This window comes from Streptomyces spiroverticillatus (assembly GCA_014650415.1).
Classification (GTDB): domain Bacteria; phylum Actinomycetota; class Actinomycetes; order Streptomycetales; family Streptomycetaceae; genus Streptomyces; species Streptomyces spiroverticillatus.
In genome coordinates this window covers 187,745-208,986 of sequence record BMUX01000016.1, presented here as the reverse complement: position 1 = coordinate 208,986, position 21,242 = coordinate 187,745, and the positions used below count along the sequence as shown (strand labels likewise).

The following is a 21,242-nucleotide window of genomic DNA, read 5'->3' as shown; positions in this document are numbered from 1 at the left end:
GGACCGAGAGAGCAGAGAGCACCGCATGGCCGATACGCACGTTCTGTTCGTCGAGGACGACGATGTGATCCGTGAGGCGACCCAGCTCGCCCTGGAGCGGGACGGGTTCACCGTCACCGCGATGCCCGACGGTCTCTCGGGCCTGGAGGCCTTCCGCGCGCAGCAGCCGGACATCGCGCTGCTGGACGTGATGCTGCCGGGCATGGACGGGGTGAGCCTGTGCCGGCGCATCCGTGACGAGTCGACCGTGCCGGTGATCATGCTCTCGGCGCGGGCCGACTCCATCGACGTGGTGCTGGGCCTGGAGGCCGGGGCCGACGACTACGTGACCAAGCCCTTCGACGGGTCGGTGCTGGTCGCCCGCATCCGCGCGGTGCTGCGCCGCTTCGGCCATGCGTCGGGCGGGGGCGCTCCGGAGCCTGTGGAGGGCGGCGAGGGCGGGGTGCTGACCTTCGGCGAGCTGGAGGTCGACACCGAGGGCATGGAGGTCCGCAAGAACGGCGAGCCCGTCGCGCTGACCCCGACCGAGATGCGGCTGCTGCTGGAGTTCTCCTCGGCGCCCGGCACCGTGCTCTCCCGCGACAAGCTGCTGGAGCGGGTCTGGGACTACGGCTGGGGCGGCGACACCCGGGTCGTGGACGTCCACGTGCAGCGGCTGCGCACGAAGATCGGCCAGGACCGGATCGAGACGGTCCGCGGCTTCGGCTACAAGTTGAAGGCCTGACCCCTTCTGTGAAGACCTGCCTGTGAAGTCCTGCCTGTGAAGACATGCCTGTGAAGCGCGGAGAGCCCCGCATGAGACGTTTCGCCCTGCGCACCGGCATCCGCTGGAAGATCAGCTTCGCGATCGCCGGCGTGAGCGCCCTGATCGCCGTGCTGCTGAGCCTCGTCGTGCACAACTCGGCGCGCGTCTCCATGCTCGACAACGCCCGTGACCTGCAACTGGAGCGCCTCCAGTTCGCCCAGCGGCTGTACGAGTCCTCCCGCGACCCCAAGGTCGGCTCCAAGCTGAACGACCCCGACCTGCCCGCCGAACTGCGCGCCAAGCTGGCGCACGGCCGCCGCGCCACCCATGTCCAGGAGGACCCGAAGGGCGTGCCCGAGGTGTGGGCGGCGGTCCCCTACCCGGGCGGCGACATCCTCTCCCTGCACACCCGCTTCCCGAACAACGCGGCCGTCGTCGACGACCTCGACCGGTCGCTGGTCATCGCGTCGAGCGCGGTCGTCGTGGGCGGCACGGCGCTGGGCATTCTCATCGGCGGCTCCATCTCGCGCCGCCTGCGCCGGGCCGCCTCCGCGGCCACCGATGTGGCGCAGGGCAATACGCAGGTACGGGTGCTGGACGCGATCAGCGGTGTCGTACGGGACGAGACCGACGACCTGGCGCATGCGGTGGACGCGCTGACCGATGCCCTCCAGGAGCGGGTGGAGGCCGAGCGCCGGGTCACCGCCGACATCGCGCACGAACTGCGCACCCCGGTGACGGGCCTGCTCACGGCGGCGGAACTGCTGCCTCCGTCCCGGCCGACGGAGTTGGTGCGGGACCGGGCGCAAGCGCTGCGGACGCTGGTGGAGGACGTGCTGGAGGTGGCGCGGCTGGACAGCGCCGCCGAGCGGGCGGAGCTGCAGGAGATCGCGCTGGGCGAGTTCGTCTCGCGGCGGGTGGCGTCGCTGTATCCGGACGCGGTCGTCACGGTGGTGCACGAGAGCTGGGTCAACACCGATCCGCGCCGCCTGGAGCGCATCATCGGCAATCTCCTCGGCAATGCCGCCAAGCACGGGAAGCCGCCGTTCGAGGTGACCGTCGAGGGCCGGGTGGTGCGGGTCCGTGACCACGGCAAGGGCTTCCCGGCGGACCTGCTGCGGGAGGGGCCTAGCCGTTTCCGTACCGGATCGACCGACCGCGCGGGCCACGGGCACGGCCTCGGGCTGACCATCGCGTCGGGCCAGGCGAAGGTGCTGGGGGCGCGGCTGACGTTCCGCAACGCGCAGGCGGACGGGGGCGCGATCGCCGTGCTGTGGCTGCCGGAGCACGCCCCGACGGCGACGGGCAGCTTCCCCATCGTCAGCCTGGCGGACCTGCCGCCGCGCAAGCGCTGAGCGGGCTTCGTACGGAGACTTCGTACGGGTACGGGGAAGGGGCGTCCGGCACTGGTGAGTGCCGGACGCCCCTTCCTCGTAACCCTTGAACCGGGCGGCGTACCGCCTACGCCTGGGCGGCCACCGCGTCCTTCTCCAGGGAGACGTCGGGGGCGGAGTCGGCCTTCTTCTGCGGGCCGGCGCCCTTCAGCTCGACCTCCTTGACGAAGAACGCCGCGACCAGGGCGATCACCGCGATGCCGGCCCCCAGCAGGAACGCGCCGTGCGTGCCGGAGGAGACGGCGAACTGGTACATCTCCCGCAGTGCGGCGGGCAGCTTCTCCAGGCTGGCGGCATCGAGCGCCGCACCCTTGGACATGCCGCCGGTGGAGCCGCCCTGGGCGACCATCGAGTCGGTGACCCGGGCGGTGAACAGCGCGCCCATCACCGAGACGCCGAAGGAGCTGCCGAGCGTACGGAAAAGGGTCGTGGACGAGGACGCGACGCCCATGTCCTTGGGCTCGACGCTGTTCTGCGCGACCAGCATCGTGATCTGCATCAGGAAGCCCATGCCCGCGCCGAGCACCGCCATGTAGATGCCGGAGGTCAGGCGCGAGGTGTCGGTGTCCATCTGGGCGAGCAGGAACAGGCCGACGGTGATCAGCGCACCGCCCGCGATCGGGAACAGCTTGTACTTGCCGGTGTTGGTGGTGACCCGGCCGACGACCAGCGAGACGACCATCATCGACAGCAGCATCGGCAGCAGGAGCAGACCGGAGTTGGTGGCCGAGGCGCCCTGCACGGACTGCTGGAAGAGCGGCAGGTAAAGCACCGCGCCGAACATCACGAAGCCGACGATGAAGCCGATCACGGACATCAGGGTGAAGTTGCGGTTGCGGAAGATGTGCAGCGGGATGATGGGCTCCGCCGCCTTGGTCTCCACGTACAGGAAGCTCGCGATGGCGAGGAGGCCGAGGGCGATCAGGCCGAGGATCTGGCCGGAGCCCCAGGCGTACTCGGTGCCGCCCCAGGTGGTGACCAGCACGATCGCGGTGATGCCGACGGTCAGCAGGCCCGCGCCGAGGTAGTCGATCGAGCCCTTGCCGGTGCGCTCCTTCTTCGGGAGGTGCAGCACGGTGGTGATCATGACGAGGGCGAGCGCGCCGAGCGGCACGTTGATGTAGAAGGACCAGCGCCAGCCGAGGTGGTCGGTGATCGCGCCGCCGACCAGCGGGCCGCCGATCATGGCGAGCGCCATCACGCCGGCCATCATGCCCTGGTACTTGCCGCGCTCACGCGGCGGAATCAGGTCGCCGATGATCGCCATGACGCCGACCATCAGACCGCCCGCGCCGAGGCCCTGCACGGCCCGGAAGCCGATCAGCTGGCCCATGTCCTGGGCCATTCCGCTGAGCACGGAGCCGAGGACGAAGACGACGATCGAGGTGAGGAAGATGCCCTTGCGGCCGTAGAGGTCGCCGAGCTTGCCCCAGATCGGGGTGGAGGCGGCGGTGGTCAGGGTGTAGGCGGTGACCACCCAGGACAGGTGCTCCAGGCCGCCCAGCTCGCCGACGATGGTCGGCATCGCGGTGCCGATGATCATGTTGTCCAGCATCGCGAGCAACATCGCGATCATGAGGGCGAGGAGCACGACACGCACGCTGCGCTGCTGCTTTCCCGCCTGTTCAGGCTTTGGTATCGCCGCTTGCGGCGCTGTGGTGGTCATGTTCCGCTCCCCTTGGGTACTTACTTGCCGCCCGGCAAGTTGGCTACACTTCAGGAAGGTAGACCGCTAACTTGCCGGTCGTCAAGTAAGTTTCGGTGAGTTGAACAAGCCTTGGGAGTACGAGGATGACCAGCAGCGCCAGCGGAACGGGTCGGCAGCGCCGAGGTGACACGCGCCAGCGCATCCAGGACGTGGCGCTGCGGCTGTTCGGCGAGCAGGGGTACGAGAAGACCTCGCTGCGGGAGATCGCCGAGGAACTCGACGTCACCAAGGCGGCGCTGTACTACCACTTCAAGACCAAGGAAGACATCCTGGTCAGCCTCTTCCAGGACCTGACCCGGCCGATGGACGAGCTGATCGAGTGGGGCGAGGGTCAGCCGCGCACACTGGAGACCAAGAAGGAACTGCTGAACCGCTACAGCGCCGCACTGACCAACGCGGGCCCGCTCTTCCGCTTCATGCAGGAGAACCAGGGGACGGTGCGGGACCTGAGCATCGGCGACAGCTTCAAGAGCCGGATGATCAAAATGATGGGCCTGATGAAGGAGCCGGAAGCGCCGCTGGTCGACCAGGTGCGGTGCATGAGCGCGCTGTTCACGATGCACGCGGGGATGTTCGCGCTGAAGGAGGTCGAGGGCGACGAGGAGGACAAGCGGAAGGCCGTCCTCGAAGTCGCGATCGACCTGGTGACACAGGCGGACGCGTCCTGAGAACGGCCTTCGGGGCTTTCTTCGCGCGCGGGGTCAGACGTTGACGCCGACCGAGCGCAGGAAGGCGACCGGGTTGACCGCGGAGCCGTAGTTCGGGGTGGTGCGGATCTCGAAGTGCAGGTGCGGGCCCGAGGAGTTTCCGGTGTTGCCGGAGAGGGCTATCTGCTGGCCAGCGGCGAGCGGCTGGCCGATCTTGACCTGGATGCGGGACAGGTGGGCGTACTGCGAGTACGTGCCGTTGGTGTGCTTGACGACGATCGCGTTGCCGTACGCGGGGCCGTCGCCGCCGCCGTTGGGGCCGGCCTTGACGACGGTGCCGGCGGAGGCGGCCTTCACGACGGTGCCCACGGGGACGGCGAAGTCCTGGCCGGAGTGGTTGTGGGACCACATGTTGCCGCCCTTGCCGAAGGTGGCGGAGAGGGCGTAGCCGCCCTGGAGGGGCTTGGCCCAGAGCTTGGTCCTGGCGGCCTTCGCCTGGGCGGCGGGGGCCTTCTTCTCGGCTGCGGCCTTGGCGGGGGCGGTCTTGACCGGAGCGCCGCTCGCAGCGAAGGCGCTCCCGGTTCCGGCCACGCACGCCGCGCCGACCGTGGCGGCGACGACGGCGTTACGGACGCGGCGGGACACGAGCTTCGACATACGGGAGAAACCTCCGGAGACGGGAGAACCCGGCGGGTTCGCCGGGCTTGCTCCACATTGGTAACCCGCTGCCCCACGGAGCCCCAAACGGCCCATCTACGACCCTGCCTCGTAGCCAGACCCCCGGAATTCGGTCCCTTGACGACCTCGCACCCCCTGCGGCCGACCCGGAAAATCATCGGCGAAACGGGTTTACGCCCTAGCCAGAGCACCTTGAATCGGACATTCACCCTCGCCGGGGAAGGGTCCCCTCCCCTCGGACCGAAGGTCACTCCACGGCCGCCCCCGAAGTCCCGCCGAAGGCCCCGCAGGGTCCACTACCGGCCCTAGTAGGCCCCGTAAGGCCTGTGCGCCTTGTCACGAGCAGGCCGCGTCTCCCTTTCCGTACGGGCACATCCGGCGTCAATCGGGCATGCCTGCCCCACTCGTACGGACGACTCCTCGTCCTTTCGCTCGCCCACACGTCCCTCGTGCGCAAGTCTCAACCGCATGAGGGGCGTCGGCGTACGGTGGTGGCGGAGGGCAGTGCCGTCGGGGCGGGAGGGGCACCGGATGGGCGACAACAGCGAACCGGACGTCGTGTGGCACACGGTGGTGAGCGGCCGGGCCGTCGACCTGCCGGCCACGCTCCCCACCATCAGGGCCGCCCTCACCCCCGCCCAGGCCGCCGACCTGGACGCCGAGATCGCCCGCACCCCCGCCCTGGACCTCCCCTTAGTGCTGGCCCGCTGGGCGCTGGCGCCGACGGACGCCGCCGAGGAGGACGAGGCGGTCTTCGCCCGGCTGGCCTCGGGCGACTTCTCCGACTGCGTGTCCGCCGGGTCCGACGAGCCCCGACCGGAAGCCTCATGACCCGTCTGCGCATCCAGTACGCCCCGGCCGCGGAGACGGCCCGGCACGCGATGCACCCCGACCTCCGCCAGCGCTTCGAGCACGCGATGCGGGCACTGGCGCGTGATCCGTACGGTCAGGGCACGCGTGACGTGAAGGGCGAGAAGGACCGGCGTCAGGGGGTCGCGGGCGGGGCGGTGGTCGTCTATTACGTGAGTGCGGCGGTGCTGGTGGTGACGGTGGTGCGGATCGTGCACGCGTGATCGCTGGGCGCGGGCGGGAACCGGGGGAGCGTCCAACTCCGTTGTAAAGGTGGAGGGTTCGTCTTCACTTGGGGGCTGGAATGGCTGACGCATCACACCCGTACGACGGCATCGAACTGGCGGACGCGGTGGAGTCCGTCCGCAACCAGTTGCTAGCCGCGTCCGCACGCGCGACGGGCAAGGACATCACGTTCGCCGTGGGGGACATCCAGATGGAGTTCCTCGTGGAGCTCCGCAGGGAAGCCAAGGGCGGGGCCAAGTTCAAGGCGTGGGTGGTGGAGGCGGGGACGGACGTGGGCGCGGCGACGGGACGGACGCACAAGGTGGCGCTGACCCTCACCCCCAAACGCGCCTCGACCGGCGACCCGGTGGAGGTGGGCAACGACGCCCCGGTGGACCTGAGCAACTCCGGCGAGGCGGGCTGAGAGGCACAGAGCCATGGGCAGAATCCATCGGAGGCCGTCCCTGGTCGCCGTTCTGGGGCGTCGGCAGGGCAGCGGAATCCTCCTGGGTGAGGACACGGTCTTGACCTGCGCACACATAGTCGGCGGTGAGCCTGACGCGGAGGCACGGATACTGCGGCCCGGGTCTGCCGAGTCGCTCCTGTTCAAGGTCGTCTGGTATGACGCGGACATTGACGCCGCGCTGCTGTGGCGCCGGCCGACGTCCGTGGCGGGCCTGCGGGAACGGCGGCTCGCGACGACCCCGTCCAGCACCCGATTGAGCGTTCTGGACACCAGTCGGTCGCTTCCCCACTGCGAGGTGGTCGGCTTCCCCGACATCAGCCGGTACGGCAACAAGCTGGACACCGACCACTTCGTCGGCACGGTCCTGCCTTCGGCCAGTCTGCTCCACCGTGACCTCGTCTTCGAGTTCGACCGCCCGCCCGCGGAAGACCGCGAGGACGGCTCCGAGCCGCTGGCCGGGCTCTCCGGGGCTCCGCTCTTCTCCGGGGCCAATCTGCTCGGCCTGGTCAAGTCCGTACCGAGAGGCCGCGGGCGACTCCGCGCCTTGTGCGTCCCGCTGGAGTCGGTCGCCGGGAGCGCGGGATTCCGCGAGGCGTGCCGCCTGGTCACGGGCCGGGAGCTGCCGCCCCTTGAACACATCACCGGCTCCCACCCCGAAGACCCCCCGTACGAACGCGAATACGCCCTCGCCCTCCGCGCCGCCTACCGCAAGACCAAGATCTTCGGCCTCGACGAGCTCGGCAAGCAGGACGCCGAATGGGACCTGGACACCGCCTACCTCACCCTGGAGGCCCACTCCGGCGCCGAGTCCGCCCGCACCCCGCAGCGCATCGACACCCTCCTCACCTCGCGCCCCCGGGTCCTCCTGCGCGGAGACGCCGGAGCCGGCAAGACCACCCTCGTCTGGTGGCTCGCCGCGCACGCCGCCGCCGGGACGCTCAGCCCGGAGCTGGCCGACCTCAACGGCCTCGTCCCGTACGTCGTCCCCCTGCGCACGCTGCGCGCCCAGGGCCGCACCTTCCCGACCCCGGCCGGGCTGCCCTCCGCCTCCCGCCTGATGGTCGACGAGGCCCCGGACGGCTGGGCGGGCCGGGTCCTGAAGGCGGGCCGGGCGCTGATCCTGGTGGACGGCCTGGACGAGGTCTCGCAGGACGACCGCGAGGACGCCCACACCTGGCTCGCGGATCTCCTGGCCCGCTTCCCCGACAACCGCTGCATCGTCACGTCCCGCCCCCTGGCCGTCGCCCCGGACTGGCTCCGCTCCGAGGGCTTCGAAGAATTACGCCTTCTCCCCATGCGGAACAACGACATCCAGTCCTTCGTCGCCGCCTGGCACAAGGCCGCCGCACTCAGCAGCACCGACCCCCACGAAGACCTCCCCGTCCTCGAACACGACCTCTCCCACCAGTTCCGCCAGAACCCCGCCCTCGCGGACCTCGCCCGTACGCCACTGCTCTGCGCGGTGATCTGCGCCGTGCACCGCGTCCGGCAGGGCTTCCTCCCGGAGACCCGCTGGGCCCTCTACCAGTCCGCCCTCCACATGCTCCTCGGCAACCGCGACAAACGCCGCCGCATCGGCAGCCCCGAGGGCATCGACATGACCGTCGAGGAACACACCCAGCTCCTCCAGCGGATAGCGGTGTGGCAGGTCAGGGGCGGCCAATCGGAATTCACCCGGCTCCAGGCGATCCGCCAAATCCAGCCCGCCCTCGCCGGAATGGAACGCATCCGGCAGCAGGCCGACTCCGACAAGATCCTCAATCACCTGGTGAACCGGACCGGGCTCCTCCAGGAGCGGGTGGACGACTTCTTCCAATTCACCCACCGCACTTTCCAGGATTTCCTCGCCGCCAAGGAATTCGTCGAGGGCGGCCACCTCCCGGAACTCCTCACCCACGCCGAGGACTCCCGCTGGGAGGACGTGATCCTCCTGTCCGCCGGCCACTGCAACCGTCGCGACATGACGGAACTCCTGCGCGGCCTCCTGAAAGTGGGCAGCCGCCCGGTCCTCACCGCCCTGTGCGCGCAGCACGCGACCTGGCTGGACGAGACCCTGGCCCGCGACATCCGCAACCTCCTGCGCACGGTCGTCCCGCCGGCCGGGCTGGACCACGCCGCGCAACTCGCCCGTCTGGGCCCGTCCGTCATCCCGCTGCTGCCCGCCCCCGGGGAGTTGAGCATGACCCAGGCCGACTACACGGTCCGCATGCTCGGCCGGATCGGCGGCCCGGAGGCCATGACGTACGCCGCCTCACTCGCCCGGGTGGCGAACGAGGACACCGCCCAGTTCCTCACGGACGTCTGGACCATGTTCCCGATCGACGCGTACGCCCGGACCGTGCTCGCCGAACTCCAGTCCTCCCCGCACGAACTCCGCATCAGCACAGCCGAGCAGCTCACGCAGCTCCCTCTTCTGGAGCGGCACCACGAGGCGGTCGTACCCGGCGGCACCTACCGAGGGAGGGAGCTGTCCTTCCTGTTGGCGCTGGCACAGCGGTCCGGCACCGGGTGAAGGCGGCGGCACAAGGAGCCTCCGGCAAACGCAAAGGGGTCGGCCCCGGAAACCGTCAGGTTTCCGGGGCCGACCCCTACGCACTCACCTCGACGCAAGCGCCAAGCGTCACGCGTCCTTGGTCATGTTCGGCCCGTTGCCACCGGCCGCGGACTCGATCGGCGGGGTGTCCGGCAGGGTCGCCTTCTCCTCGCCGCGGAAGGTGAACTCCTTCGCGTCGCCCTCGCCCTCCGTGCCGACGACCACGATGTGACCGGGGCGCAGCTCGCCGAAGAGGATCTTCTCGGAGAGGACGTCCTCGATCGAGCGCTGGATCGTCCGGCGCAGCGGCCGGGCGCCCATCACCGGGTCGTAACCCTTCTTGGCGAGGAGCTGCTTCGCGTCACCGCTGAGCTCGATGCCCATGTCGCGGTCCTTGAGGCGCTCGTCCACCTTGGCGATCATCAGGTCGACGATCTGGATGATGTCTTCCTGGCTGAGCTGGTGGAAGACCACCGTGTCGTCGACACGGTTGAGGAACTCGGGGCGGAAGTGCTGCTTGAGCTCTTCGTTGACCTTGTTCTTCATCCGCTCGTACCCGGTCTTGACGTCGCCCTGGGCGGCGAAGCCCAGGTTGAAGCCCTTGGAGATGTCCCGGGTGCCGAGGTTCGTCGTCATGATGATGACGGTGTTCTTGAAGTCGACCACGCGGCCCTGGGAGTCGGTCAGGCGACCGTCCTCCAGGATCTGCAGCAGCGAGTTGAAGATGTCCGGGTGGGCCTTCTCCACCTCGTCGAAGAGGACGACGGAGAACGGCTTGCGGCGGACCTTCTCGGTCAGCTGGCCGCCCTCTTCGTAGCCCACGTAGCCGGGGGGCGAACCGAAGAGACGCGAGACCGTGTGCTTCTCGCTGAACTCCGACATGTCGAGGGAGATCAGCGCGTCCTCGTCGCCGAAGAGGAACTCGGCGAGCGTCTTGGACAGCTCGGTCTTACCGACACCGGACGGGCCGGCGAAGATGAACGAGCCACCGGGACGCTTCGGGTCCTTGAGGCCTGCACGGGTGCGCCGGATCGCCTGGGAGAGCGCCTTGATGGCGTCCTTCTGGCCGATGACGCGCTTGTGCAGCTCGTCCTCCATGCGCAGCAGACGGGAGGACTCCTCCTCCGTCAGCTTGAAGACGGGAATGCCGGTCGCGGTCGCGAGGACCTCGGCGATGAGCTCGCCGTCGACCTCGGCGACGACGTCCATGTCGCCGGCCTTCCACTCCTTCTCGCGCTTGGCCTTCGCCGCCAGCAGCTGCTTCTCCTTGTCGCGGAGGGAGGCCGCCTTCTCGAAGTCCTGGGAGTCGATGGCCGACTCCTTGTCGCGGCGGACGTTCGCGATCTTCTCGTCGAACTCGCGGAGGTCCGGCGGCGCGGTCATCCGGCGGATGCGCATGCGGGATCCGGCCTCGTCGATCAGGTCGATCGCCTTGTCCGGGAGGAAGCGGTCCGAGATGTAGCGGTCCGCCAGCGTCGCTGCCTGGACGAGGGCCTCGTCCGTGATGGAGACACGGTGGTGGGCCTCGTACCGGTCGCGCAGACCCTTGAGGATCTCGATGGTGTGCGGCAGCGACGGCTCCGCGACCTGGATGGGCTGGAAGCGGCGCTCGAGAGCGGCGTCCTTCTCCAGGTGCTTGCGGTACTCGTCGAGCGTGGTGGCACCGATGGTCTGGAGCTCACCGCGGGCCAGCATCGGCTTCAGGATCGAGGCCGCGTCGATGGCGCCCTCGGCGGCACCCGCACCCACGAGCGTGTGCAGCTCGTCGATGAACAGGATGATGTCGCCGCGGGTGCGGATCTCCTTGAGGACCTTCTTCAGCCGCTCCTCGAAGTCACCGCGGTAGCGGGAACCGGCGACGAGCGCACCGAGGTCGAGGGTGTAGAGGTGCTTGTCCTTGAGGGTCTCGGGCACCTCGCCCTTGACGATGGCCTGCGCGAGGCCCTCGACGACGGCGGTCTTGCCGACGCCGGGCTCGCCGATGAGGACCGGGTTGTTCTTGGTGCGGCGGGACAGCACCTGCATGACCCGCTCGATCTCCTTCTCGCGCCCGATGACCGGGTCGAGCTTGGACTCACGAGCGGCCTGGGTGAGGTTCCGGCCGAACTGGTCGAGCACCAGGGACGTGGAAGGCGTGCCTTCCGCAGGGCCGCCGGCTGCGGCGGTCTCCTTGCCCGAGTATCCGGAGAGCAGCTGGATGACCTGCTGCCGCACCCGGTTGAGATCGGCGCCCAGCTTCACCAGGACCTGGGCGGCGACGCCCTCGCCCTCGCGAATCAGGCCGAGCAGGATGTGCTCGGTGCCGATGTAGTTGTGGCCGAGCTGGAGGGCCTCGCGGAGCGACAGCTCCAGGACCTTCTTGGCACGCGGGGTGAAGGGAATGTGACCGGACGGGGCCTGCTGCCCCTGACCGATGATCTCCTCGACCTGCTGGCGAACCGCCTCAAGCGAAATGCCGAGGCTCTCCAGGGCCTTAGCGGCGACACCCTCACCCTCGTGGATCAAGCCCAGGAGGATGTGCTCGGTGCCGATGTAGTTGTGGTTGAGCATCCGGGCTTCTTCCTGAGCCAGGACGACAACCCGCCGCGCGCGGTCGGTGAACCTCTCGAACATCGTTATTCGCTCCTCAGAGCGGTCGGGCAGTTAAGGGGTCGGTCCCCTCCCTGTCCTTCCGCATGCTAGTCCCGCGGGGCGGGACAGCTCATTCCAACTGCCGACACCCGTTCTTGCCTCCCGGCCTGAACAGCCGACTACTTCCTCAACTCGATGGTGCGAGACGATGTTCCCGCAGGCCAAGCAGTTACCCCTATCGCCACTACGCCGATGGCGAACGTGGGACCGCTTTGCGTGCGTGTCGCCCCTCCCCACTAGGACTGTCTTACCCGCAAGCACTGACACTCCATGCGGCGCACGCCGGTTCCCTCAGCTACGGGCGAACATCCTTGCGCCGTCGGATGCGCGCACACGCCCCCATTTCGCCCACAGAGCGCATCCGGTGACGGACTCAGCGTAACCACCGGCCGGTTCGGGAGTTGCTCCGGGCATGGCCCCCTCCGTTCCCCGCCCCCGCCCGTCGCAGCCCTGCGGCGACGACGCACAGCGGGCCCTGCTGGCCCTCTGGTACGAGGAGGAACTCGGCTGGGCCACCGTCCACGCCCCCGGAGAACCGGTTCTGCTGCCCACCGGCAGGCATTTCGACGTACTGGAACTTCCCGCGGAAGCGGGGTACGCCGTACTGCGCCGGATCGGACCCACCGGGCCCGTCGCCCTGCTGGGGCGGCGGATGCGGCTGCTGGTCGCCGCGGGGAGCGCGGACGAAGTGCCGTCACTCCTGGACTGGCTGGAGTGGGGCTCCGTCGCGCTGGACCTGCGGGCGACCGGTACGGGCGGCCTGATCGCCGCTCCCGCCCCGCCGGGCTTCGACGCCCCGGCTGCGGACGGGGCCGCCGTGTGGCTGCGGCCCCCAATGCCGGGGTGCGGGGGAACCCGGGCGCTTCCGGCCTTCGCCGGCATCGGGGGCAGTGGGGATGCCCCCGATCTCGTACGCCTTCTGGCCGCGGCGGCGACGGAATGCCACCGGACCCGATTGATCAACGCGAACGACAAGGACCTCGACCTGAATACGGGACTGCCGAAAATGCGGCAGGCTCAGCCGTTGGCCTTCTCGTAGGCCTCGCGCACCGCTGCGGGAACACGGCCGCGGGCACTCACATCGTGGCCGTTGTCCTTCGCCCACTTACGGATCTCGGCCGTGTTCTGGGCACCACCGGAAACAACGCGCGCCTTGCCGCGGCCGGCGCTGCGGCCGCCCGTGCGACGGCCGTTCTTGGTGTACGGGTCGAGCAGCCCGCGGAGCTTCTCCGCGTTCGCGGTGGTGAGGTCGATCTCATAGGTCTTGCCGTCCAGAGCGAACGTCACCGTCTCGTTCGCCTCGACGCCGTCGAGGTCGTCAACAAGAAGGACCTGAACCTTCTGCGCCACCGGATTTCCTTTCATCGAAAATGCAGTACGCGGAAAGGAAACCGCTTTTCCGGGGAAAACACAAACCCCTGTGGGAGGTTCAGTACCGCAAGAACACGGGAAACGTGCGCGATTCGGACATAGGACAACAGGCGACTACTGACGCTTCACAGGTGCAGAAGCATCCGGCTGTTGCCCAGGGTGTTGGGCTTCACTCGTTCGAGACCGAGGAACTCCGCCACACCCTCGTCATGGGAACGCAGCAGCTCGCTGTAGACATCTCCGTCGACCGGCGACTCACCGATCTCCACGAAGCCGTGCTTCGCGAAGAACTGGACTTCGAAGGTCAGGCAGAATACCCGGCGCACTCCGATCCAGCGGGCGGTCTGCAGAAGTTTGTCCAGCACACGATGTCCCACACCCGCGCCCTTGAAGTCGGGGTCCACGGCGAGAGTGCGCACTTCCGCGAGGTCTTCCCACATGACGTGCAGCGCGCCGCAGCCGATCACCCGGGCGTCCTCGTCGCGTTCGGCGACCCAGAACTCCTGGATGTCCTCGTAAAGGGTCACGTTCGCTTTGTCGAGCAGGATGCTCTGGCGTGCGTAGGCGTCCACAAGGGCGCGGATCGACGGCACATCACTGGTGCGCGCCCTGCGGACGGTGATGGCTTCCGGCTTGGCTGCCGTGCCGGTTTTTGCGGGCGCAATACGATCTGGGGCCATGTCCGGACGCTATCGCCCCGTCGGGTTCGCACCCTCACTGGGGAGTTCCGTTTCCGGGACATCCGGGACTGGAGCCGAATCTTCCGTGTCGTCGTCGCGCCGCACGACGCGCATCGCGTCCTGAAGTGCTTCGCGCTGCTCGGCGGACATCATCCCGAAGAACGCGACAAGGGCGGCCGCCGGGTTGTCACTGGTCGACCAGGCTTCGTTCATCAGTGCGGCCGAGTAGGCGGCGCGCGTGGAGACCGAGGTATATCGATAGGCCCTGCCGTCGACTTCCCTGCGCACCCAGCCCTTCTGATGGAGATTGTCCATTACGGTCATCACGGTGGTGTAGGCGATGGAACGGTCCTTCTGAAGATCTTCGAGGACTTCCCGCACGGTGACCGGACGGTTCCACTGCCACACGCGCGTCATGACGGCGTCTTCCAGCTCTCCCAATCGGCGTGGCACAGCGCCACCCTAGTGGGAGATATCAGGAATTCCTGGCTATTCGGGCGGGGCGCAGGAAAAGAGGGGCGTGCGGTCCGGTGAGTTCCGGATCGCACGCCCCTCTTCGGTGCGTCTGCTGACGGTCTAGCTGTCGCTGTCGCGCTTCGCCGTGGTGTCGACGGGCCGGCCGGGAGCCGTGGTGGCCGCGACGGCGGCGTCGGCGATGCGGTCTTCCTTGGTCTTGTTGGCGCCGCCCTGCGTCTTGACGATCGTCACGACGAGACCGATGAAGAAGGCGGCCATCACCACCGGGGGCAGAAGCGCGGAGACATAGTCCATGCCTCCAGAGTAGCTAGCTCGCTTCGCGTCGTTCCCCGGGGGGCGCGGGCCGCTTGCGGGGCGGGAAGGCCTCGGAGGGGGTGGGCATCGGGCGGCCCCGCGAGGGGGTGTCGGCCGGTGCCGGTTCCTTGGGGGCGGCGGGCCGCACCGGTCCGGTGTCGGCGCGGCCGCCCGGGAGGGCGGTGAGGCGGGTGCGGGGTGCGGGGGCGGCGGGGGTGACCGAGGGAGTGCTCGTACGGGCGAGCCTGGCCCGTACCGAACGCTCCGCGATGCCCTGGCAGCGGCCGAGGAGGGCCGCGGCGAGCGGGAGCTTGCGCAGGTTGCGCAGGGCGGCAAGGTCGTCGGGCTGGGGGCGGTAGCCGGCCGCCAGGGCGTCCTGGAGGAGCTCCAGGTAGCCGGTGGCGGAGCCGGGGAGGGCGGCCCGGTAGCGGGCGAGGTCGGCGAGCAGGAAGGCGCGCAGCCTGCCCGCCTCGCGGATGGCCTCGTCGACGGACTCCGCCAGGCGCAGGCACTCGCGCACCTCGTCGGAGGGAAGGGGGGCGGGGTGGAGGGCGAGGGCGAGGGCGCGCCGGAGCACACGCAGTTCGTCTGCGCTGAACGCCATGCCGCCGCGGGAACCGTATGGCGTGGGCATGTGGTGACTTTAAGTGCTAAGCGGACAAATTTCGTTTATCGGGTGATCGGTGGCGCGTTGCCGGGCGGAATGCACGGACGGCCGTCGGGCGGCCTCGACGCGATCCGGCGGTCACCGGAGGACCTCGACGCGGATCGGGGCGGAGTTGTTCGCCGGGTCGGGGTCGGGGCCGCCGTTGCCGACGGGCGGCTGCGGTCGCCGCTGTTGCGCGGGGCCTCGCACAGTAAGTACTGCGGAAGAGCGTCCGGCGGTCCATGCGGAGTACGACCCGCAGGAGCGGGCGGGGGTTGCACAGGGGCGGGCGGGCTGCGCGGCTCCCTTACAAGCGGAAGCCCCCGGGGCTTCGCGGGGAAGTCCCGGGGGCGTCGGACCGCCGTCGGCTCACGGCCGGGGCGCAGCCGGCTCACATACGGGCGATGTTGCGCTCGTACACCAGGCGCAGGCCGATCAGCGTGAGCCAGGGCTCGTGCTCGTCGACCGCGGTGGCCTCGCCGAGGATGATCGGGGCGAGGCCGCCGGTGGCGATGACGGTGACGTCGTCCGGGTCCTGCGGGGAGAGTTCGCGGGCCATGCGGGCGACGACCCCGTCGACCTGCCCGGCGAATCCGTACACGATGCCCGACTGCATGGCCTCGACGGTGTTCTTGCCGATGACGCTGCGCGGGCGGGCCAGCTCGATCTTGCGGAGCTGGGCGCCCTTGACGCCGAGGGCGTCCACCGAGATCTCGATGCCGGGGGCGATGACGCCGCCGACGTACTCGCCCTTGGCGGAGACCGCGTCGAAGGTGGTGGCCGTACCGAAGTCGACGACGATCGCCGGGCCGCCGTACAGCTCGACGGCGGCGACCGCGTTGACGATGCGGTCCGCGCCGACCTCCTTGGGGTTGTCCATGAGGATCGGCACACCGGTCTTGACGCCCGGCTCCACCAGGATGGCGGGGACGTCGCCGTAGTAGCGGCGGGTGACCTCGCGCAGCTCGTGCAGGACCGAGGGGACGGTGGCGCAGATGGCGATGCCCTCGATGCCGTCGCCCAGTTCGTTGCCGAGCATGGGGTGCATGCCCATCAACCCCTGGAGCAGCACGGCCAGTTCGTCGGCGGTGCGGCGGGGGTCGGTGGAGATGCGCCAGTGCTCGACGATCTCCTCGCCGTCGAACAGGCCGAGGACGGTGTGGGTGTTGCCGACGTCGATGGTGAGGAGCATCAGACGCCGACCCCGGTGTCGGTGTGCGCCTCGCGCAGGTCCAGGCCGATGTCGAGGATCGGCGAGGAGTGCGTGAGCGCGCCCACGGCGAGGTAGTCGACGCCCGTGTCGGCGTACGCGCGCGCGGTGTCGAGGGTGAGGCGGCCGGAGGACTCCAGGGCGGCCCGGCCGGCGACCAGGGCGACGGCCTCGGCGGTCTGCTCCGGGGTGAAGTTGTCCAGCAGGATCAGGTCGGCGCCCGCCTCCAGGACCTCGGTGACCTGCGCGAGGGTGTCGACCTCGACCTCGATGGCGAGGTCCGGGAAGGCGTCCCGTACGAGCTTGAAGGCCTGGGCCACTCCCCCGGCGGCCACCACGTGGTTGTCCTTGACCAGGGCGGCGTCGGAGAGCGACATGCGGTGGTTGACGCCGCCGCCGCAGCGCACCGCGAACTTCTCCAGCGAGCGCAGGCCCGGGGTGGTCTTGCGGGTGTCGCGGACCTTGGCGTTGGTGCCCTCCAGGACGTCCGCCCAGGCGCGCGTGGCGGTGGCGATGCCCGAGAGGCGGCACAGGAGGTTCAGGGCGCTGCGTTCGGCCGTCAGGAGGTCGCGGGTGCGGGTGGTGACGGTGAGGAGCTTCTGGCCGGCTTCCACGCGGTCGCCGTCCTCGACGTGCCGCTCGACCTCGAACTCCTCGGTGCAGACGATGGACAGCACCGTCTCGGCGACGCGCAGGCCCGCGACCGTGCCCGCCTCGCGGGCGGTGAAGTCACCGGTGGCGACGGCCTCTTCGGGGACGGTCGCCACGGTGGTCACGTCGACGCCGTGCGCGAGGTCCTCGGCGAGGGCGACGTTGGCGATGTCCTCGACCTCGATGGGGTCCAGGCCGCAGTCCAGGAGGAGCTGGGCGAGGTGGGGGTCCAGGCCGCAGTCGGAGAGGTCGTACGTGCCGTCCTCCTGGGGGGCTGCTCCACCGGAACAGCCGCAGGCGTCGCCGCAGCCGCCCGCCTGCGGGAGGAGCTGGGGGTTCTCGGGGGTGCTCACTGGTGCTGCTCCTTCGGGAGGGTTTCTTGTACGGGCTCGAATGCGGCGGTGTCGGTCCGGCACACCACCAGGCGGTGGTCGTCGGTGAGCCGTACGACGAGGTGGCGCTGCCACTGGGCGTCGTCGCGGTCGGCGTGGTCCTCGCGCCAGTGGCAGCCGCGGGTCTCCTCGCGCTCCTGGGCGGCGGCGACCAGTACGCGCGAGACGCACAGCAGGTTCGTGGTCTCCCAGGACTCGACGCCGGGTTCGGCGGACTTGCCGGAACCTGCGGCGTCGTGCCGGGCGCCCAGGTGCACGGCCTCCAGGGCGTCCGCGGCGTCGCCCAGGCTCTGGGCCGAGCGCAGGACGCCCGCGCCCTGCGACATCGTCTGCTGGATGCCGTGGCGGGCGTCGGGGGCGATGAGCGGGAGGACGGTGGCGGGTTCGGTGGGGACACCGGGGGTACGGCCGGCGGCCTCGACGAGGTCGGCGGCGATGCGCTCGGCGAACACCAGTCCCTCCAGGAGGGAGTTGGAGGCGAGCCGGTTCGCGCCGTGCACACCGGTGCAGGCGACCTCGCCGCACGCGTACAGGCCGGGCACGGTGGTGCGGCCGTGCAGGTCGGTGCGGATGCCGCCGGAGGCGTAGTGCGCGGCCGGGGCCACCGGGATCGGCTCGGTCACCGGGTCGATGCCGTGGGAGCGGCAGGCGGCCAGGATGGTCGGGAAGCGGTTCTCCCACATGTCCGCGCCGAAGTGCCGCCCGTCCAGGTACATGTGGGCGGCGCCCTGCTCCTGCATCCGGCGCATGATCGCCTTGGCGACGATGTCGCGGGGGGCGAGTTCGGCGAGTTCGTGCTGGCCGAGCATGAAGCGCACGCCGTCGGCGTCGACGAGGTGCGCGCCCTCGCCGCGCACCGCTTCGGACACCAGCGGCTGCTGGCCCTCCGCGCCCGCGCCCAGGAAGAGCACCGTCGGGTGGAACTGGACGAATTCGAGGTCGGAGACCTCCGCGCCCGCGCGCAGGGCGAGCGCGACACCGTCGCCGGTGGAGACGGCGGGGTTGGTGGTGGCGGCGAACACCTGGCCCATGCCGCCGGTGGCGAGGACGACGGCGGGGGCGTTGACCGCGCCGACGCCGTCGTGCTGGCCCTCGCCCATGACGTGCAGGGTGACACCGGCGGTGTGCCCCTGTGCGTCGCGCAGGAGGTCGAGGACGAGGGCGTTCTCGATGAACTCCACCGCCTGTGCGCGCACGGCGTCCACCAGTGCGCGGGAGATCTCCGCACCGGTGGCGTCACCTCCCGCGTGCGCGATGCGCCGGCGGTGGTGGCCGCCTTCGCGGGTGAGCTGGATGGCACCGCTGTCGGGGTCGGTGTCGAAGTGCGCCCCGGTGGCGATCAACCGCCGTACGGCGTCGGGGCCTTCGGTGACCAGGGTGCGTACGGCTGTCTCGTCGCAGAGACCGGCGCCGGCGACCAGGGTGTCGTCCAGGTGCTGTTCGGGGGTGTCGCCGTCGCCGAGGGCGGCGGCGATGCCGCCCTGTGCCCAGCGGGTGGAGCCGTCGTCCAGGCGGGCCTTGGTGACGACGACGGTGCGCAGGCCCGCGGCGGTGCAGCGCAGGGCGCAGGTGAGGCCCGCGACGCCGGAGCCAACGATCACGACGTCGGCGTCGATGGACCAGCCGGGGGCGGGGGCGGCGAGACGTATGCCGGTCACGGTGCTGCTCCAGGGGTGTGCTGCTGCGAGTGCTGCGGTACGTCGGTGTCGTCCTGCGGTACGTCTGGGGCGTCCTGCGGTACGTCGCCGAAGGTCAGCGGCAGGTTGTCGATGAGCCGGGTGGAGCCGACCCGGGCGGCGACGGCGAGGACCGCGTCGCCCTGGTGCCCGTCACCGGCGTCGGTGAAGTCGGAGGGGTCCACCAGTGCCACGTAGTCGAGCTCCAGTCCCGGTGCCTCTTTGAGGAGACGGTGCGCGGTTTCCCGTACCGCTGTGGGAGTCGTCTCGCGCGCACCCGCGAACAGTGCCTGCGACAGTGCGAGGGCGGCCGTGCGCTCCTGCGGTGACAGGTAGCGGTTTCTGCTGGAGCGGGCCAGGCCGTCGGCCTCGCGCACAGTAGGTACGGCGACGATCTCGACGGGGAAGTTCAGGTCGAGGACCATGCGCCGGATCAGGGCGAGTTGCTGGGCGTCCTTCTGGCCGAAGAAGGCCAGGTCGGGCGCGGTCAGGTGGAGCAGCTTGGCGACGACGGTGAGCATGCCGTCGAAGTGCCCGGGCCTGGTGGCGCCTTCGAGGCGTTCGCCCATGGGTCCGGCGGACAGCCGCACCTGGGGGTCGCCGCCGGGGTAGACCTCGTCGACGGCGGGGGCGAACACGGCGTCCGCGCCCGCCTCCCGGGCGAGGGCGAAGTCGGCGTCCAGGGTGCGCGGGTAGCGGTCGAGGTCCTCGTTCGCGCCGAACTGGAGGGGGTTGACGAAGACGGTGACGATGACCTGGCCCTCGGCTCCCGCGCGCTCCCTGGCGGTACGGATCAAGGTGGCGTGCCCGTCGTGCAGGGCGCCCATGGTCATGACGACGCAGCGGCGGCCGGTGCGCGCGAGTGCGGCCAGTTCGGTGGCCGTACGGACGAGAACGGTCATCGCAGGTCCCCTTCGGCCAGGACGCCCAGCAGGTCTTCGGCGAGTTCGGGCTTGAGGAGGCCGTGCGCGAGGGCGCGGTCGGCGGTGGTGCGGGCCATCGCGAGGTAGCCGGCGACGGTCTGCGGGGCGTGCTTGCGCAGTTCGGAGACGTGCGCGGCGACGGTGCCCGCGTCGCCGCGTGCGACGGGCCCGGTGAGGGCAGCGTCGCCGGAGCGCAGGGCGTTGTCCAGGGCGGCGCCCAGGAGCGGGCCGAGCATCCGGTCGGGGGCCTCGACGCCTGCGGTGCGGAGCAGTTCCATGGACTGGGCGACCAGGGTGACCAGGTGGTTCGCGCCGAGGGCGAGGGCCGCGTGGTAGAGCGGGCGGGCTTCTTCGGCGATCCACTCGGGCTCGCCGCCCATCTCGATGACCAGGGCCTCGGCGGCGAGCCGCAGCTCCTCGGGGGCGGTGATCCCGAAGGAGCACCCGGCGAGGCGCTGGACGTCCACGGAGGTGCCGGTGAAGGTCATCACCGGGTGCAGGGCCAGCGGCAGCGCCCCGGCGCGCAGGGCGGGGGTCAGGACGTCCGTTCCGTACCGCCCGGAGGTGTGCACCAGGAGCTGGCCGGGGCGGATCGCACCGGTGTCGGCGAGGCCCTCGACGAGGCCGGGCAGGGCGTCGTCGGGGACGGTCAGCAGGACGAGGTCGGCGCGGGCCAGCACCTCGGCGGGGGTGACCAGGGGGACCTCGGGCAGCAGGGTGGCGGCGCGGCGCACGGAGGCGTCGGAGACACCGGAGGCGGCGACCGGGCGGTGTCCCGCCTGGCGCAGGGCGGCGGCGAGGGCGGAGCCGACGCGGCCCGCTCCGACGACGCCGACGGTGAGCCGGGCGGGTCGGTCGGCGGGGTCGGGAGAGCCAAAATGGGGAGTTGGGTTCACGCGGAAACGGCCTTCCGTTCCAGTCCGCAGGGGGTACCGGACGATTGCTCGTCATGCTACGCCAGCGTTTCGGGCCCCTCTCTGGGTGAGCCGTTCCCTGTCCACAGGCGGTGGAAAACCCCGGTGACGCCCTTGCGCGACGTACGCGAT

At 70.1% G+C, this 21,242-nt stretch carries 21 protein-coding genes; 8 read left to right on the top strand and 13 right to left on the bottom strand.

The window, feature by feature from the left end; all coding sequences use genetic code 11:
* Positions 1-25 precede the first annotated feature (25 nt).
* Together cseB and cseC are read left to right on the top strand one after the other, a co-directional pair.
* Entirely contained in the window at positions 26-724 is a 699-nt protein-coding gene (gene cseB, locus IE269_RS33280) for a two-component system response regulator CseB (RefSeq protein ID WP_189826969.1), read from the top strand.
* A 71-nt stretch (positions 725-795) separates the two neighbouring features.
* Positions 796-2,100, top strand: a complete 1,305-nt coding sequence (gene cseC, locus IE269_RS33275; RefSeq protein WP_189826968.1) for a two-component system sensor histidine kinase CseC — start codon at positions 796-798, stop codon at positions 2,098-2,100.
* A 106-nt stretch (positions 2,101-2,206) separates the two neighbouring features.
* Here cseC and IE269_RS33270 read toward each other — a convergent pair whose 3' ends face one another.
* Entirely contained in the window at positions 2,207-3,805 is a 1,599-nt protein-coding gene (locus IE269_RS33270) for an MDR family MFS transporter (RefSeq protein WP_189826967.1), read from the bottom strand.
* 125 nt (positions 3,806-3,930) lie between these two features.
* Between IE269_RS33270 and IE269_RS33265 the strand changes: the two genes are divergently transcribed.
* Entirely contained in the window at positions 3,931-4,515 is a 585-nt protein-coding gene (locus IE269_RS33265) for a TetR/AcrR family transcriptional regulator (RefSeq protein WP_189826966.1), read from the top strand.
* A gap of 33 nt (positions 4,516-4,548) precedes the next feature.
* Here the strand turns inward: IE269_RS33265 and IE269_RS33260 are convergent, their stop codons facing one another.
* Positions 4,549-5,151 (bottom strand): M23 family metallopeptidase, encoded by a 603-nt coding sequence (locus IE269_RS33260; protein WP_189826965.1) that lies wholly within the window; start codon positions 5,149-5,151, stop codon positions 4,549-4,551.
* Between the two features lie 552 nt (positions 5,152-5,703).
* On the opposite strand from IE269_RS33260, the gene IE269_RS33255 reads away from it, so the two are divergent.
* From IE269_RS33255 to IE269_RS33240, 4 genes are all read left to right on the top strand, one after another.
* On the top strand, positions 5,704-6,003 hold the full coding sequence (locus IE269_RS33255) for a hypothetical protein (RefSeq protein WP_189826964.1): 300 nt from the start codon (positions 5,704-5,706) through the stop codon (positions 6,001-6,003).
* Positions 6,000-6,245, top strand: a complete 246-nt coding sequence (locus tag IE269_RS33250; protein ID WP_189826963.1) for a hypothetical protein — start codon at positions 6,000-6,002, stop codon at positions 6,243-6,245. Before IE269_RS33255 ends, IE269_RS33250 begins: the two co-directional genes overlap by 4 nt.
* A gap of 80 nt (positions 6,246-6,325) precedes the next feature.
* On the top strand, positions 6,326-6,670 hold the full coding sequence (locus IE269_RS33245; RefSeq protein WP_189826962.1) for a trypco2 family protein: 345 nt from the start codon (positions 6,326-6,328) through the stop codon (positions 6,668-6,670).
* Positions 6,671-6,770: 100 nt separating this feature from the next.
* Positions 6,771-9,224 carry an NACHT domain-containing protein gene (locus tag IE269_RS33240; protein ID WP_189826961.1) on the top strand — a complete coding sequence of 818 codons (2,454 nt, stop codon included), beginning with the start codon at positions 6,771-6,773 and terminating at the stop codon, positions 9,222-9,224.
* Positions 9,225-9,332: 108 nt separating this feature from the next.
* Here the strand turns inward: IE269_RS33240 and IE269_RS33235 are convergent, their stop codons facing one another.
* Positions 9,333-11,858: an ATP-dependent Clp protease ATP-binding subunit gene (locus tag IE269_RS33235; RefSeq protein ID WP_189826960.1), complete on the bottom strand. Its 2,526-nt coding sequence runs from the start codon at positions 11,856-11,858 to the stop codon at positions 9,333-9,335.
* A 430-nt stretch (positions 11,859-12,288) separates the two neighbouring features.
* Between IE269_RS33235 and IE269_RS33230 the strand changes: the two genes are divergently transcribed.
* Positions 12,289-12,915, top strand: a complete 627-nt coding sequence (locus tag IE269_RS33230) for an SCO3374 family protein (RefSeq protein WP_229898416.1) — start codon at positions 12,289-12,291, stop codon at positions 12,913-12,915.
* On the opposite strand, the gene IE269_RS33225 is transcribed toward IE269_RS33230, so the two are convergent.
* The 10 genes from IE269_RS33225 to IE269_RS33180 form a co-directional block, all read right to left on the bottom strand.
* The gene (locus tag IE269_RS33225) at positions 12,894-13,226 is read right to left on the bottom strand and encodes a histone-like nucleoid-structuring protein Lsr2 (RefSeq protein ID WP_189826959.1); all 333 of its coding nucleotides are present in this window, start codon (positions 13,224-13,226) and stop codon (positions 12,894-12,896) included. The two genes, IE269_RS33230 and IE269_RS33225, sit on opposite strands and share 22 nt — an antisense overlap.
* A 146-nt stretch (positions 13,227-13,372) precedes the next feature.
* Positions 13,373-13,927: an amino-acid N-acetyltransferase gene (locus tag IE269_RS33220; RefSeq protein WP_189826958.1), complete on the bottom strand. Its 555-nt coding sequence runs from the start codon at positions 13,925-13,927 to the stop codon at positions 13,373-13,375.
* Positions 13,928-13,936: 9 nt separating this feature from the next.
* A complete protein-coding gene (locus tag IE269_RS33215; RefSeq protein ID WP_229898415.1) occupies positions 13,937-14,380 on the bottom strand; it encodes a BlaI/MecI/CopY family transcriptional regulator in 444 nt (147 codons plus the stop codon).
* Positions 14,381-14,503: 123 nt separating this feature from the next.
* On the bottom strand, positions 14,504-14,698 hold the full coding sequence (locus tag IE269_RS33210; protein WP_189826957.1) for a hypothetical protein: 195 nt from the start codon (positions 14,696-14,698) through the stop codon (positions 14,504-14,506).
* A gap of 13 nt (positions 14,699-14,711) precedes the next feature.
* Positions 14,712-15,302, bottom strand: a complete 591-nt coding sequence (locus IE269_RS33205; RefSeq protein ID WP_189827005.1) for a hypothetical protein — start codon at positions 15,300-15,302, stop codon at positions 14,712-14,714.
* A gap of 433 nt (positions 15,303-15,735) precedes the next feature.
* Positions 15,736-16,536 (bottom strand): type III pantothenate kinase, encoded by an 801-nt coding sequence (locus IE269_RS33200; RefSeq protein ID WP_189826956.1) that lies wholly within the window; start codon positions 16,534-16,536, stop codon positions 15,736-15,738.
* Positions 16,536-17,558, bottom strand: coding sequence for a carboxylating nicotinate-nucleotide diphosphorylase (gene nadC, locus IE269_RS33195; protein WP_189826955.1), 1,023 nt, complete (start codon positions 17,556-17,558; stop codon positions 16,536-16,538). The genes IE269_RS33200 and nadC overlap by 1 nt, the downstream gene beginning before the upstream one ends.
* Positions 17,555-19,255, bottom strand: a complete 1,701-nt coding sequence (locus IE269_RS33190; RefSeq protein ID WP_189826954.1) for an L-aspartate oxidase — start codon at positions 19,253-19,255, stop codon at positions 17,555-17,557. The genes nadC and IE269_RS33190 overlap by 4 nt, the downstream gene beginning before the upstream one ends.
* Positions 19,252-20,175, bottom strand: coding sequence for a pantoate--beta-alanine ligase (panC, locus tag IE269_RS33185; RefSeq protein ID WP_189826953.1), 924 nt, complete (start codon positions 20,173-20,175; stop codon positions 19,252-19,254). The genes IE269_RS33190 and panC overlap by 4 nt, the downstream gene beginning before the upstream one ends.
* Positions 20,172-21,092 carry a Rossmann-like and DUF2520 domain-containing protein gene (locus IE269_RS33180; protein WP_189826952.1) on the bottom strand — a complete coding sequence of 307 codons (921 nt, stop codon included), beginning with the start codon at positions 21,090-21,092 and terminating at the stop codon, positions 20,172-20,174. Before IE269_RS33180 ends, panC begins: the two co-directional genes overlap by 4 nt.
* Positions 21,093-21,242: the final 150 nt, after the last annotated feature.

Bases quoted from the DNA above. Each gene is read 5' to 3' on its own strand.
- IE269_RS33250 (WP_189826963.1), top strand. From the start codon at position 6,000: ATGACCCGTCTGCGCATCCAGTACGCCCCGGCCGCGGAGACGGCCCGG.
- IE269_RS33260 (WP_189826965.1), bottom strand. From the start codon at position 5,151: ATGTCGAAGCTCGTGTCCCGCCGCGTCCGTAACGCCGTCGTCGCCGCC.
- IE269_RS33230 (WP_229898416.1), top strand. From the start codon at position 12,289: ATGGCCCCCTCCGTTCCCCGCCCCCGCCCGTCGCAGCCCTGCGGCGAC.
- IE269_RS33200 (WP_189826956.1), bottom strand. From the start codon at position 16,536: ATGCTCCTCACCATCGACGTCGGCAACACCCACACCGTCCTCGGCCTG.
- IE269_RS33270 (WP_189826967.1), bottom strand. From the start codon at position 3,805: ATGACCACCACAGCGCCGCAAGCGGCGATACCAAAGCCTGAACAGGCG.
- IE269_RS33205 (WP_189827005.1), bottom strand. From the start codon at position 15,302: ATGGCGTTCAGCGCAGACGAACTGCGTGTGCTCCGGCGCGCCCTCGCC.
- IE269_RS33245 (WP_189826962.1), top strand. From the start codon at position 6,326: ATGGCTGACGCATCACACCCGTACGACGGCATCGAACTGGCGGACGCG.
- IE269_RS33255 (WP_189826964.1), top strand. From the start codon at position 5,704: ATGGGCGACAACAGCGAACCGGACGTCGTGTGGCACACGGTGGTGAGC.
- cseB (WP_189826969.1), top strand. From the start codon at position 26: ATGGCCGATACGCACGTTCTGTTCGTCGAGGACGACGATGTGATCCGT.
- IE269_RS33265 (WP_189826966.1), top strand. From the start codon at position 3,931: ATGACCAGCAGCGCCAGCGGAACGGGTCGGCAGCGCCGAGGTGACACG.
- IE269_RS33220 (WP_189826958.1), bottom strand. From the start codon at position 13,927: ATGGCCCCAGATCGTATTGCGCCCGCAAAAACCGGCACGGCAGCCAAG.
- panC (WP_189826953.1), bottom strand. From the start codon at position 20,175: ATGACCGTTCTCGTCCGTACGGCCACCGAACTGGCCGCACTCGCGCGC.
- IE269_RS33210 (WP_189826957.1), bottom strand. From the start codon at position 14,698: ATGGACTATGTCTCCGCGCTTCTGCCCCCGGTGGTGATGGCCGCCTTC.
- cseC (WP_189826968.1), top strand. From the start codon at position 796: ATGAGACGTTTCGCCCTGCGCACCGGCATCCGCTGGAAGATCAGCTTC.
- IE269_RS33235 (WP_189826960.1), bottom strand. From the start codon at position 11,858: ATGTTCGAGAGGTTCACCGACCGCGCGCGGCGGGTTGTCGTCCTGGCT.